This is a genomic window from Sanguibacter sp. Z41_6 (assembly GCF_059621145.1).
Genome location: NZ_JCAQIF010000008.1, coordinates 49,084 through 60,676, shown reverse-complemented (window position 1 = coordinate 60,676; position 11,593 = coordinate 49,084). Strand labels below are relative to the sequence as shown.

The 11,593-nt window shown below is 69.5% G+C and carries 13 protein-coding genes, 1 tRNA gene and 1 pseudogene; 11 read left to right on the top strand and 4 right to left on the bottom strand.

Annotated elements, in window-relative coordinates; genetic code table 11:
- Nucleotides 1-401 (bottom strand): annotated as a pseudogene (locus tag AC54T1_RS14435) (hypothetical protein); the annotation flags it as partial.
- A 264-nt stretch (nucleotides 402-665) separates the two neighbouring features.
- Here AC54T1_RS14435 and ureA point away from each other — a divergent pair.
- The 8 genes from ureA to AC54T1_RS14395 all read left to right on the top strand — a co-directional run bounded on the left by ureA (nucleotide 666) and on the right by AC54T1_RS14395 (nucleotide 7,535).
- Nucleotides 666-971, top strand: coding sequence for an urease subunit gamma (gene ureA, locus AC54T1_RS14430; RefSeq protein ID WP_496912366.1), 306 nt, complete (start codon nucleotides 666-668; stop codon nucleotides 969-971).
- 21 nt (nucleotides 972-992) lie between these two features.
- A complete protein-coding gene (locus AC54T1_RS14425; RefSeq protein ID WP_496912365.1) occupies nucleotides 993-1,868 on the top strand; it encodes a sirohydrochlorin chelatase in 876 nt (291 codons plus the stop codon).
- 19 nt (nucleotides 1,869-1,887) lie between these two features.
- A complete protein-coding gene (locus AC54T1_RS14420) occupies nucleotides 1,888-2,307 on the top strand; it encodes an urease subunit beta (RefSeq protein WP_496912364.1) in 420 nt (139 codons plus the stop codon).
- Nucleotides 2,307-4,031, top strand: a complete 1,725-nt coding sequence (gene ureC, locus AC54T1_RS14415) for an urease subunit alpha (protein WP_496912363.1) — start codon at nucleotides 2,307-2,309, stop codon at nucleotides 4,029-4,031. Before AC54T1_RS14420 ends, ureC begins: the two co-directional genes overlap by 1 nt.
- A 22-nt stretch (nucleotides 4,032-4,053) precedes the next feature.
- On the top strand, nucleotides 4,054-4,761 hold the full coding sequence (locus AC54T1_RS14410; protein WP_484346084.1) for an urease accessory protein UreF: 708 nt from the start codon (nucleotides 4,054-4,056) through the stop codon (nucleotides 4,759-4,761).
- 62 nt (nucleotides 4,762-4,823) lie between these two features.
- Nucleotides 4,824-5,456 carry an urease accessory protein UreG gene (ureG, locus tag AC54T1_RS14405; protein ID WP_496912362.1) on the top strand — a complete coding sequence of 211 codons (633 nt, stop codon included), beginning with the start codon at nucleotides 4,824-4,826 and terminating at the stop codon, nucleotides 5,454-5,456.
- The gene (locus tag AC54T1_RS14400; RefSeq protein ID WP_496912361.1) at nucleotides 5,456-6,538 is read left to right on the top strand and encodes an urease accessory protein UreD; all 1,083 of its coding nucleotides are present in this window, start codon (nucleotides 5,456-5,458) and stop codon (nucleotides 6,536-6,538) included. Before ureG ends, AC54T1_RS14400 begins: the two co-directional genes overlap by 1 nt.
- 67 nt (nucleotides 6,539-6,605) lie before the next feature.
- Nucleotides 6,606-7,535: an urea transporter gene (locus tag AC54T1_RS14395; protein ID WP_496912360.1), complete on the top strand. Its 930-nt coding sequence runs from the start codon at nucleotides 6,606-6,608 to the stop codon at nucleotides 7,533-7,535.
- A gap of 332 nt (nucleotides 7,536-7,867) precedes the next feature.
- Here AC54T1_RS14395 and crcB read toward each other — a convergent pair whose 3' ends face one another.
- Together crcB and AC54T1_RS14385 are read right to left on the bottom strand one after the other, a co-directional pair.
- Nucleotides 7,868-8,245, bottom strand: coding sequence for a fluoride efflux transporter CrcB (gene crcB / locus AC54T1_RS14390; protein ID WP_484346080.1), 378 nt, complete (start codon nucleotides 8,243-8,245; stop codon nucleotides 7,868-7,870).
- Nucleotides 8,242-8,667 carry a fluoride efflux transporter FluC gene (locus AC54T1_RS14385; RefSeq protein ID WP_496912359.1) on the bottom strand — a complete coding sequence of 142 codons (426 nt, stop codon included), beginning with the start codon at nucleotides 8,665-8,667 and terminating at the stop codon, nucleotides 8,242-8,244. The genes crcB and AC54T1_RS14385 overlap by 4 nt, the downstream gene beginning before the upstream one ends.
- A 116-nt stretch (nucleotides 8,668-8,783) precedes the next feature.
- On the opposite strand from AC54T1_RS14385, the gene AC54T1_RS14380 reads away from it, so the two are divergent.
- The 3 genes from AC54T1_RS14380 to AC54T1_RS14370 all read left to right on the top strand — a co-directional run bounded on the left by AC54T1_RS14380 (nucleotide 8,784) and on the right by AC54T1_RS14370 (nucleotide 10,606).
- A tRNA-Thr gene (locus tag AC54T1_RS14380) sits at nucleotides 8,784-8,856 on the top strand.
- 140 nt (nucleotides 8,857-8,996) lie between these two features.
- A complete protein-coding gene (locus tag AC54T1_RS14375) occupies nucleotides 8,997-9,332 on the top strand; it encodes a hypothetical protein (RefSeq protein WP_496912358.1) in 336 nt (111 codons plus the stop codon).
- Nucleotides 9,329-10,606: an MFS transporter gene (locus AC54T1_RS14370; RefSeq protein ID WP_496912357.1), complete on the top strand. Its 1,278-nt coding sequence runs from the start codon at nucleotides 9,329-9,331 to the stop codon at nucleotides 10,604-10,606. The genes AC54T1_RS14375 and AC54T1_RS14370 overlap by 4 nt, the downstream gene beginning before the upstream one ends.
- On the opposite strand, the gene AC54T1_RS14365 is transcribed toward AC54T1_RS14370, so the two are convergent.
- On the bottom strand, nucleotides 10,603-11,592 hold the full coding sequence (locus AC54T1_RS14365) for a matrixin family metalloprotease (RefSeq protein WP_496912356.1): 990 nt from the start codon (nucleotides 11,590-11,592) through the stop codon (nucleotides 10,603-10,605). The two genes, AC54T1_RS14370 and AC54T1_RS14365, sit on opposite strands and share 4 nt — an antisense overlap.
- Nucleotide 11,593: the final 1 nt, after the last annotated feature.

Sequence of the window (11,593 nt, the reverse complement as noted above, 5' to 3'; positions counted from 1 at the left end):
GACCGGGTCCAGTCGGTGTTGGGTGTGATCTGGGAGGTGCCGACGGTGGAGAGCTGGGCGGCGCTGAGGTAGAGGGCGCTGTAGAGGCCCTGGTCGACGCCGTCGTAGAGGAAGTTCTGGTCGCGCATGTTGCCGTAGTAGATGAGGCCGAATCCGAGGATGACGCCGCCGATCCAGGCGATGACGGTGGTCATGATCTGCAGGCCGGTGACCTGCCGCAGGCCTGCGGGGCGCCAGCGGCGGGGTAGGCGCCGGGTGATGGTGCGCAGCACGCGCCACTGCGCCGCGGCCAGGGGGCGGGCGATGAAACCGGACTCGTCGTAGTTCAACGCAGCGAGGAACACATCGAGCAACGTCGCGCCCAGGACGACGATTCCGAGAACCACCCAGAGGGTCTCCACCCGGGAAGCCTAGCCCGCGGCGTGCCGATATGGGTGAAATGTGCAGCCGACGCTGGATCGCTGGACCGCTGACCTCCAGGCGCGGGATGCCCAGCCCGACCCCGTGACCAGCAACGACGCCCGCCTGTAGCCGGGTGTGAAGTGCCGGAGGGCGCCCGCGTCTTTCCTCGCGCAGTTTGAACGGTCTGCGCGTAACGTCGGAGATGACCCGGTCTGGGTTGGTTGTCATACTTCGGCGGACGCGCTCCCGGAAAGGCACATGAGATGAATCTGACCCCGAGAGAACTCGACAAGCTGGTCATCTACCAGGTGGCGGACCTCGCCCGGCGACGGCGCGACCGCGGCACGCTGCTCAACGTCGCCGAGGTCCAGGCGCTCGTCTCCGAGGCGATCATCGAGGCGGCACGGGACGGCAAGTCGGTCGCGGAGTGCATGGAGCTCGGCAAGCAGGTCGTCACGGAGAAGGAGTGCATGCCGGGTGTCCGCTCGCGCATGAGCCTGCTCCAGGTGGAGGCGACGTTCGCCGACGGCAGCAAGCTCGTCTCCTGCCACGACCCGGTCGGGGTCTGACGGATGAGCGGAGACGGCCCCATGTCGACCAGGGTCGTCCTGGTCGCCGGCCACGAGGCGGGCAGGCCCGACGAGGACGCCCTCGCTGGCTATGCCGCCGAGCTGGCCGGTTCTGTGGTGACCGCCCCCGGGCGGCCGCTGCACAAGGCCGTCTCGTCCATCCTGCAGGACCCGACCTCGCGTGTGGTCGTCGTGCCCATGACCTTCGGTCGCAACCCCACGATGGTCGCCGACGTCGCCAAGACGTTGCAGTGGCTCGCCGGGCGTGACGGCCAGGGAAGGGTGAGCCTCGCGAGATCCTTCGGCACCCTCGACCACCTCACCGCATGGCTGCGCAAAGCGGCCAACGACGTGGCGGCCCGGGACCCCGGGGCGGCGGTCGTGATCGCGGCCCGTCGTGCCGACCCGTTCGACGACGCCGAGCTCCACCGCGTGGCGCACCTCGTGCGCACGCACGGTGCGGGCAACGAGGTCGCGGTCGCGTGCACGGACGCCGACGTCGACGTCGCCAGCACCCTGGGGCGGCTCCGGCTGCTCGGGTGGGACAGGGCCGTCGTCGTCCCCGCCGGGTTCGCGCAGACCTTCGGCGCCCCGTCCGACGGCCCGCTCGCCGGAGCGCGGTTCTACGGACCGCTGATGTCCAGCAGAGCGGTACTCAAGGTCATCACCGACCGGGTGGCCGCGGCCGAGCACGACCTGTCCCACGGCCACGACGGGATCTCGGAGGGCCTCGAGGCGGACCACGGGCACGGGTACGCCCACTCCCACGCGTTCGAGCTGGACAACCACCCGGTCCAGCACAGCCATCCACATCCCCACAAGCACCCCCATCCGCACGACCCGGGCGCTGCACGGACCCACGCCGCGCCCACTGCTCGACTCACGCACGGTCATTGATCAGTGGAGGGAAGAACTCATGCTTGGAAGCCCGAAGTACGACCACAACAGCGAAGACATCGAGATCAACGCAGGACGTGACACCGTGACCCTGCGCGTGAGCAACACCGGGGACCGTGCGGTCCAGGTCGGCTCACACTTCCACTTCTTCGAGGCCAACCGCGCGCTGCTGTTCGAGCGCGAGAAGGCATACGGCATGCACCTCGACCTGCCGGCCGGGACCGCGGTACGCATCGAGCCGGGTGACACCCGGGAGGTGACGCTCGTCGCCTACGGCGGTGCCCGTCACGTCGTCGGCTTCAACGGTCTCGTCAACGGCGGCCTCGATGCCCGTCAGACCAAGATCGACGCCCTCGCGCTGCTCAAGTCCCGTGGGTTCAGCGACGGCACACCAGAGTCGGCACCCGCCGCACACACTGCTCAGAAGGGGAAGAACTGATGGCCATCATCTCGCGCAAGCAGTACACCGACCTGTTCGGGCCGACGCGAGGGGACAAGGTGCAGCTCGCGGACACCAACCTCGTGGTCGAGATCGAGAAGGACTACAGCGAGGGGTACTACGGGGACGAGGTCGTCTACGGCGGCGGCAAGACCGGCCGCGACGGCATGGCAGCCGACCCCTCTGCGACCGACGCGCAGGGAGTGCTCGACCTCGTGATCACGAACGCCATCATCCTCGACCCGATCCTCGGCGTGGTGAAGGCTGACATCGGCGTCAAGGACGGGCTCATCGTCGGGGTCGGCAAGTCCGGCAACCCCCACGTCCAGTCCGGTGTCGACCCCCGGCTCGTCGTCGGGCCCGGCACGGAGCTCCTCTCTGCGGAGCACCAGATCGTCACGGCCGGTGGCATCGACTCCCACGTCCACTTCATCTCGCCCCAGCAGGCCTACCACGCGCTGTCGGGGGGGATCACGACGCTGTTCGGAGGCGGCACCGGGCCGACCGACGGGACCAACGGGGTGACCACGACACCGGGCGTGTGGAACCTGCGGCGGATCTTCGAGGCTGCCGAAGACCTCCCGGTGAACACCGGGTTCCTCGGCAAGGGGAACTCGTCCCTGCCAGAGGCGCTCGTCGAGCAGGTCGAGGCCGGCGCAGCCGGTCTGAAGGTGCACGAGGACTACGGCACCACGCCCGCGGCGCTGAGCTGCGCGCTCAGCGTGGCCGACCACTACGACATCCAGATCTCCGTGCACACCGACTCGCTCAACGAGGCGGGGTTCGTCGAGGACACGATCTCGGCGATCGACGGTCGCACCATCCACACCTTCCACACGGAGGGTGCTGGCGGTGGCCACGCGCCGGACATCATGAAGGTCGCGGGCTATCCCAACGTCCTCCCGTCCTCCACCAACCCCACGCTGCCCTACACCGTGAACTCGGTCGACGAGCTGCTCGACATGGTCATGGTCTGTCACCACCTGTCCCACGACATCCCCGAGGACGTCTCCTTCGCGGACTCCCGGGTCCGCGCCGAGACCATCTCGGCCGAGACGGTCCTGCACGACGTCGGCGCCATCTCGATGATCTCCTCGGACTCCCAGGCCATGGGACGCATCGGAGAGTCGTTCACCCGGACGTTCCAGGTGGCCCACCACAACAAGGACAAGCGGGGGAAGCTCGCCGAGGACGCCGAGGGCAACGACAACTTCCGGGTCCTGCGATACCTCGCCAAGATCACCATCAACCCGGCCATCACGCAGGGGGTCTCCGACTACATCGGCTCGATCGAACCGGGGAAGCTCGCCGACCTCGTGGTCTGGCCCGTCGAGTCGTTCGCCGTGAAGCCGCGCTGCATCATCAAGGGTGGTCTCATCAACTGGGGAGTCATGGGCGAGCCGAACGCCTCGCTGCCCACGCCGCAACCCGTCATGTATCGCCCGATGTTCGGATCGTTCGGCAAGGCGCAGCAGTCGACGCGGGTGACCTTCATGTCCCAGGCCGGGATCGACAAGGGGGTCCCGGAGCAGCTGGGACTCCAGAGCCAGGTGCTGCCCGTCAAGCGGTGCCGGGCGATCGGGAAGCAGCACATGGTCCGCAACGACTACGCGCCGGTCATCGAGGTCGACCCGGAGACCTATGTCGTCCACTACGACGGCGAGCGGGCGTCGATCGAGCCGGCGCAGACCTTGCCGCTGACCCAGCTCTTCTTCCTGGTCTGAGGCGGCCATGCAGGAGGGGTCCGTGGCAGGAGCGTCCGGCCCCGGCGACGTCCGGCAGCTGCTCGTCAGCCTGCAGCTCGCCGACTCGGCGTTCCCCAGCGGGTTCTACACGATGTCGCACGGGCTGGAGGGCTACAGCCAGGCGCACTGGGTGACACAGTCCGACGTCCAGGGGCTCCTGACCGACCTGCTGACGCACTCGGTGGGACCGGGGGACGCGACGGCGCTGGCGAGGGCGCACGACGCGGCGAGCGTCGGCGACTGGTCCGCCGTGCAGGAGATCGACCGGCGGCTGTTCGCCTCGAAGCTCAGCACCGAGATGCGCAAGGCGTCCGTGCGCAGCGGGCACCAGGTGTGCGATCTCGCGCTCGAGGTGCTCGGCGGTGACGGGCTTGCCGAGTACGCCCGTCAGGTGCGGGAGAGGGTGACCCCGGGGTGCCAGGCCGTCGCGAGCGCAGTCGCGTTCGCGACGGCCGGGGTCGAGGTGCACCGAGCGGTGGCCAGCGACCTGTTCGCCTTCTCCGCCAGCTTCGTGGGCGCCGCGCTGCGCCTGAGGCTCACCGACCACCGCCACGCCCAGGTGGTGCTCAACGGTGTGGCGCCGGTCATCCAGGACGTCACCGACAGTGCTGTCACGCGGGACCTCGAGGACATGGGTGGGTGCGTGCCCGTGGCGGACATCATGTCCGCCCGGCATGAACGTGCCGAGGCCCGACTCTTCGCCAGCTGAGCGGCTCCGCCCCACCGGGCACCGCTGGACACGAACGAGCGCGAAACGACGAAAGGTAGACCATGAGCAACGACGTACTGCGAATCGGCATCGGCGGCCCGGTCGGGTCCGGGAAGACAGCCCTGACGGAGGCGCTGGTGCCGATCCTCATCCGGGAGGGCCGTACCCCCGGGGTCATCACCAACGACATCTACACGCAGGAGGACGCCCACCACGTCCGCCGGGAGCTGGCGGGGATCCTCGACCCGGAGAAGGTCGTGGGGGTCGAGACCGGCGCGTGCCCGCACACCGCGGTGCGCGACGACCCGACGATGAACCTCGCTGCCGGCGCCGAGATGCTCGAGCGGTTCCCCGACATCGACACCCTCATCTACGAGTCGGGTGGCGACAACCTCACGCTGACGTTCTCCCCGTCGCTCGCCGACGTGTTCGTCTTCGTGCTCGACACCTCCGAGGGCGAGAAGATGCCGCGCAAGCGGGGCCCGGGGATCACGGAGTCGGACATCCTCGTCATCAACAAGATCGACATCGCGCAGTACGTGCGCACGAACCTCGACGTCATGGAGAGCGACGCCCACCGCGTGCGGGACGACAAGCCCGTGGTGCTCACCAACTCGCTCTCGGGCGAGGGGCTCGAGGAGCTGCACGACGCGATCATGTCGCACTGGCGGACGTCGCAGTCCGAGCTCGTCTGATGAGTGCCGTCGCTCTGGGCCGCGCCGAGAACACGGCCGGGGAGGTCGTCGACGAGGGCGCGGAGAAGGGGTCGGGGGAGCAGACGGGCGCGGACGCCAGGACAGAGCCACCAGCCGCGGCAGACGGGCCGGCACCGCAGCGCGCGTACGGGGGGTACCGTCTGCAGCCCGCCCACTACGAGCCGGCCCGCGTCCCGCCGGAGGTCGCCAGGTTCGCCCAGACCATGGACTCCCTGCCGGTCGGGAGTCCGGGGAAGGTCGGCGTGATCGAGCTGGGGTTCGAGCTGTGCGACGACCAGACGCAGCTCGTCCACCACTACCAGAAGTCGCCGCTGCAGATCATGCGGCCCCTGTACTACGACCCGCTGCGGCCGGACATGCCGTTCACGTCGCTCATGTCCACCGGCGGCGGCGTCCTCCAGGGCGACCGCCTGCGCACGGACCTGGAGTTCGGGCCGCGCTCCAGTGCGCACGTGAGCACTCAGACCCATGCGAAGTACTACCGCATGGAGCAGGACTACGCGGCGGTGACCGTCAACCTGACCCTCGGGGCCGGCGCGTACGTCGAGTACCTGCCCGACCCGGCGATCCCGTTCGCGGACTCCCGGACGTACCAGCACACGCGCGCCTGGGTCGACGAGTCCGCGACGCTCATCGCGTCGGACGCGGTGTACTCGGGGCGCCTCGCGCACGGCGAACGTCACCGGTACGAGATCTTCGCGTCCGATTTCGAGGTGCGCCGGTCCCGCGGTGATCTCGTCGTCCTCGACCGGGTCCGCCTGCACCGTGACGGCGCGGACGGTCTGGGTGTGCTCGCCGGACGGGACGTCCTGAGCACGCTGTATGTCATCACGCCGCTGCGACCTGCGAAGGAGGTTGCGGACCACGTCTACGGGGCGGTCCGCGACGTGGCGGGGGAGGACGTGCTCCTCGGTGCGAGCGTGCTGCCGTACGACTGCGGCATGTCGCTCCGGATCGTCGGCGACGACCCGATCGCCGTCGCCGGCGTCAGCGCCGCCGCGTGGAGCGCAGCCCATGCCCTGCTCACCGGACAGGTCGCCCCTCGGATCCGCCGGAACTGACCACAGCCACGCAGCGGGGCGGGCACGAGCTCGCCGCGTCCATCACGGGGAACGGGAGGGATGTGCCATGACAGGGACACGACCATCACGACGGGGGGAGCTGGACGCAACAGTCCGCTGGGTCCCCGCACTGGGTGACGGGATCGCGCAGATCTTCTTCCAGCCCGTCGCCTGGACGGGCCTCGCGATCCTCCTGGGGTTCGTCGTCGCCGACTGGAGGATGGCGCTCCTCGTCCTCATCGGCACCATCTGCTCGACGGTCACAGGGTTCCTCCTGGGCGTCGCTCCCAAGGACATCCAGGCGGGCCTCCAGGGATTCTGCGGCGCGCTCGTCGGCGCTGCCGTGTTCGCGGCGCTCGGCGGACAGTGGGCGGCCTACCCGATCGCCGCGGTCGCGGCCGCGCTGACCGCCCCGGTGTCGCTCGCCGTGATGTGGTTGTTCGCTCGCCCAGCCCTCAAGCCGTTCAACCTGCCGTCGACGACCGCACCGTTCGTCATCGTCGCCGGGATCATGTACGCCGTGACGACCTCGCTGCACGTCGCGTCGCCGTCGGTCGTGGTCAAGGAGGACGCCACCAACGCCTTCCTCAAGTCGATCCTCACGAACATCTCGGAGGTCGTCCTCGTCAACAGCGTCTGGACCGGCGCCCTCATCCTCATCGGGCTGTTCATCGCCAGCTGGAAGGTTGGTGTCGCTGCGCTGCTCGGCAGCGTCGTGGGGAGCCTGTGCGCCCTGGCGCTCGGCGAGGAGCTCACCGGTGTGAGCAGCGGGCTCGAGGGGTACTCGGGAGTCCTCACCGCCATCGCGCTCGCGGCCGTGTTCCTCAAGGGGACGTGGGAGCCGTGGGTCTTGGCGGTGATCGGCGCAGCCCTCACAGCGCTCGTCACCGTCTGGATGCACCACCTCCCGGGCCCGGTCTACACGTGGCCGTACATCCTCACGACGTGGGTGCTCCTCGTCGTCGTCCACTTCGTGCCACGCCTCCAGCGGGCCTAGCGCGCCAGCGCGCGCCAGCGCGTGGCCGGGCGGGCGGTGCGGGTGGGCCGCGGGCGGCGGATGCGGGCACGATGCAGGCCCGGCCACGGCACACGCCCTGGCCGGGCCTGCTGCTGGTGCGAGCGAGCGGGGACTCCGGTCCCGCTCGTCGCTCAGTGGCCTGGTGGCGCCGGGCAGCGGCCAGGACGAGGCCGCCCACCGTGACGGTGCTCGCGGAGCCCGCTCCGGCGGGGGCGCGCCCGGCGCTCGTGGACCCCGCTCCGGCGGGGGCATGCCCGGCGAGGACGAGCGACTCGAGGGCTCGTCCGGTGACCGTCACGACCCGACGACCCCTAGACCTGCTTCCCGATCCAGAGGCCGAGCCCGGCGACCGCGATGCAGGCCACGAGCATCCCGACGCTGGAGAGGAGCGCGAACCCGTACTGGTGCTTCTTGACGAGCTGGACGGTCTCGTAGCTCGCGGTGCTGAAGGTCGTGTACCCGCCGAGCAGTCCTGTCCCGAGGATGACGGAGGCGTGCGCGGAGAGGAGGTCACCGTCCGTCAGGCCGGTGAGGAACCCGAGCACGATCGAGCCGGAGACGTTGATGATGAACGTGGCCCACTGGAAACCCGTGGTGATCCGCGCGCGGAGGAAACCGTCGACGAGGTACCGCAGCCCGGCGCCGACGCCGCCGGCGAGGGCGAGCAGGAGAAAGACGAGCGGGGTCATCGGCTGGTCCCTCCGGTCGCACCGCGACGCTCGTTGACCCGTGACGCCGCGACGATGCCGACGAACGTGCAGCAGGCTCCCACGACGAGTGTGCCCAGGGCGTAGAGCGCCCCCACCCCCCAGCGGTCGTCCGAGAAGAGGACGGCAGAATCGGTGGCCAGGGAGCTGTACGTCGTGAAACCACCGCAGAACCCGGTGCCGAGCAAGAGCTTGAGCCTCGCGGCCTTCGGGCTCCCCGGGCCGAGCCGGGTGAGGGCCTCGTAGAGGTACCCCAGGGCGAACGCTCCGAGCAGGTTGACGAGGACGATGACGACCGGGACCCCGTCCGCGTTCGGGACGACGAGGACCGCGAGCTCACGGGTGCCGGCGCCTACAGCACCGCCCAGGGCGACGAGCCCCAGCGCCCCCCACTTTGTGTCCATCTTGCGACCATATGTGCCTGTTCGCCGCCTCGCAATCGGACGGGAAGGGGCAGCCGGAGCCCGCACGGGGTGAGAACTGCGGGTAGGCTCTTCGCCGCACGCCTTGCGACGTGCACGCCGCCTTAGCTCAGCTGGTAGAGCATTCGCCTTGTAAGCGAAAGGTCGTCGGTTCGAACCCGACAGGCGGCTCTAGAGGTCCGGCGCACACGTGCCTGCTCCGAGCGCCGCGAGGCCCGTGAGGTCGCTGGCCTGGGCTCTCCCTGCCGATACTGTGACGCGTGGACAGTGAGGTTCGGGGAGGGAAGCACGTCGATGATGGTGCTACGAAGATGACCCACTCGACTCCACGGTCTGAGCTCGTCGGCTCGATCCAGGTCCGGCTGGCGGGGAGGAGCGTCGCGAACCTGCCAGCTCTGCCCCTCGACGCGACGCTCGAGGTCGTGCCGCTGTCTGGACCGAAGGACCGGATCGTCAGTGACTGGGTCACGCTGCGCCCCCCGGTGCAGGACTACCTCCGGGCGCTCGCGCTCCGTGCGGCACGTGTGGATGTGCTGGGCTCCTACGCCGAGCGGTTCCATGCTGAGGACCGCAACGATCGCGTCGACCACACCCGTGTCCGTATCGTCAAGGAGTGTCGCCGACACGCGTACGAGCGGGAGCCGTGACCGAGACCGAGCCTCCACCGCAGGTCAGCACAGCAGCCCTGCTCACGAGGAGGCCGGGCAACTACTACCTCATCGGTAGCCTCTTCTCATCGTTCGGCGACGCGCTCATCCCCCTGGCCCTGGGATTCGCCATCCTGGAGCTCACGGGCTCTGTCGCGGCATTCGGGATCGCGCTGGCCTCCGCGCGGCTGCCGCAGCTGATCTTCGTCATCGTCGGCGGCGTCGCCGGCGACAGGTTCGACGCCAGGTCGGTCGTCCTGTGGACCACCATGACCGCTGCGCTGCTGAACCTTGCTTCGGGGGTCTGCCTGCTGGTCGTCCCGGCTGGTCCTGCTGTGATCGCTCTGGTCGCGATCCAGATCCTCGCGGGGTGCGTCAGCGTCTCCGGGGCGCCCGCAGCCGGAAGGCTGCTTGTCGAGATCTACGACGACGGAGGGGAGCGGGATGCCGCGGTAGCGTTCTTCGGGATCACCCGCTCGGCGATCCTGATCGCAGCCCAGGGCGCGAGCGGGCTGTTCGTGTTCCTCGGCTCCCCGGCGGCCTGCTTCTTCATCAACACCGCGACCTTCGTCGTGTTCGCCGTCTCACTGCGGTTCGTTCGTGCCCGTGCTGAGAATGGCGAGCCGCCGACGGTCCGCGAGACCTTCCTCGAGAAGTTCTCGTCGGGAATTCGTGCGGTGGCCGAGGATCGGCAGTTCTCGTGGGCCCTGTGCAACATCGTGGTGTGCTGGCTCCTGATGATCCAGCCGTTCTTGGTGCTCGCTCCCGCTGTGCTGTACGAGGTCACGGGCGACACAGCGTCGCTGGCGTGGGGAATGGTCGGAGCGGCGATCGCAGTGGGAGGCGTCCTCGGAGGGATCGTCTCCGGACGCATCAAGCCCCGCGACCGGTTGACGGCCGTCGTTCTCCTCGCTCTGGCTGACGCGCCCGTCATGCTCGTGCTTGCGTTCAGTCCCGAGTCTCCTCTGCTCTATCCCCTTGCACTCGTCACGGGGGTTCAGAGCACGATCGCGCGTGTGTGGTTGAGCCAAGAGATGTATCGGCGGTTCAGCGTCGAGATGACGAGCCGCGTTCAGTCCCTCATTCTTGCCGCGTGGCTCTTCCCGGCGCTGGTGTCGTCGCTCCTGTCCCCGGTCCTGGCGACGTCCTTCGGCACAAGAGAAACGATTCTCGGCCTTCTCCTGGTGTTCATCGTGGTGAACGTCTGGATTGCGCTTCGAGTCCTGAGAAGCTCCCGGAGTGATCGCGCTCGAAAAGTCATGTCCGTGGACTAGAGGTCCGGAGCGCAGGTCCCGGTCCCGAGGGCGGCGAGCCCCGTGAGGTCGCCGGCCTGGAACGACGTGACGATCCCGGTGGTCGGGTACATGAGCTGTGTCGCGTCGTCGACGTGGTCGAGCCCCGCGAGGTGCCCGACCTCGTGCAGCAGCACCGGGACGTAGCCCGGGACGGACCCGACGGGCGGCACGTCCAGGCTCGCGGTGTCGAGCACGACCGAACCGGACACCGCGTGGACCTGTCCGCTCGGGCCGTACGCCGAGAAACCCCCGATCCCGACGACGTCGCCAGCGAGGTCGGGCAGGACCGACTCGTCGCTGAAGGCGAAGAGCACCGGCGCCCACCGGTCGCCGTACCGGTCGGGCTGGAAGGCGGCCCGTTCCGCCGTGGGGACCTCGGTGGTGGTCCCGTCCGCGACGACCCTCAGGCCCGTCGCCGCTGCCAGCTGCCCCATGGCTGTGGCGACCTCGTCGGCGAAGCCGGCAGGTGCACCAGCCGGGTTGACGACGTAGTGCACCGGACGGCACGGCGACCACGTGACCGGCGCGTCGGTCGCGGCAGCACCGGGCTGCGTCTGCGCGAACGCATGGCTGGCGCTGCGCACGAGGAGGACGGGAGCCGGATCGAGGCGGTCCTCCGCCTCCTCGACGCCGGGCACAGGTGCGTCCCGGTCCTCTGGCGCGACGATCTGTGCCCACGCAGCGCCCCCCGGGGACCATCCGGAGGTGGACGCGAGATCGGGGAGCTGGTCGGCGAGAGCGACGAGGCGGTCCGGGCCGTGCTCCGCGACCTCCAGGACGAGACCGACGCCGATGACGGCGACGAGGAGGACCCCGAGCGAAGGTCGCCGCCGCCGCCGACGCCGTCCGGACGGCGCGGCTCGCCACGTCGTGGACGGTGCCGGACGCCCGGCGTGCTCGTCGCGGACCCACTCGGGGACCCGGCCGCTCGGCGCGCGGGGGAGGTCGGTGGGTGGTCCAGGCATA

What these genes read in the sequence shown, in the direction of transcription:
- ureA (WP_496912366.1), top strand. Translation starts at nt 666, where the DNA reads ATGAATCTGACCCCGAGAGAACTCGACAAGCTGGTCATCTACCAGGTG.
- AC54T1_RS14425 (WP_496912365.1), top strand. Translation starts at nt 993, where the DNA reads ATGTCGACCAGGGTCGTCCTGGTCGCCGGCCACGAGGCGGGCAGGCCC.
- AC54T1_RS14420 (WP_496912364.1), top strand. Translation starts at nt 1,888, where the DNA reads ATGCTTGGAAGCCCGAAGTACGACCACAACAGCGAAGACATCGAGATC.
- ureC (WP_496912363.1), top strand. Translation starts at nt 2,307, where the DNA reads ATGGCCATCATCTCGCGCAAGCAGTACACCGACCTGTTCGGGCCGACG.
- ureG (WP_496912362.1), top strand. Translation starts at nt 4,824, where the DNA reads ATGAGCAACGACGTACTGCGAATCGGCATCGGCGGCCCGGTCGGGTCC.
- AC54T1_RS14400 (WP_496912361.1), top strand. Translation starts at nt 5,456, where the DNA reads ATGAGTGCCGTCGCTCTGGGCCGCGCCGAGAACACGGCCGGGGAGGTC.
- AC54T1_RS14395 (WP_496912360.1), top strand. Translation starts at nt 6,606, where the DNA reads ATGACAGGGACACGACCATCACGACGGGGGGAGCTGGACGCAACAGTC.
- crcB (WP_484346080.1), bottom strand. Translation starts at nt 8,245, where the DNA reads ATGACCCCGCTCGTCTTTCTCCTGCTCGCCCTCGCCGGCGGCGTCGGC.
- AC54T1_RS14385 (WP_496912359.1), bottom strand. Translation starts at nt 8,667, where the DNA reads ATGGACACAAAGTGGGGGGCGCTGGGGCTCGTCGCCCTGGGCGGTGCT.
- AC54T1_RS14375 (WP_496912358.1), top strand. Translation starts at nt 8,997, where the DNA reads ATGACCCACTCGACTCCACGGTCTGAGCTCGTCGGCTCGATCCAGGTC.
- AC54T1_RS14365 (WP_496912356.1), bottom strand. Translation starts at nt 11,592, where the DNA reads ATGCCTGGACCACCCACCGACCTCCCCCGCGCGCCGAGCGGCCGGGTC.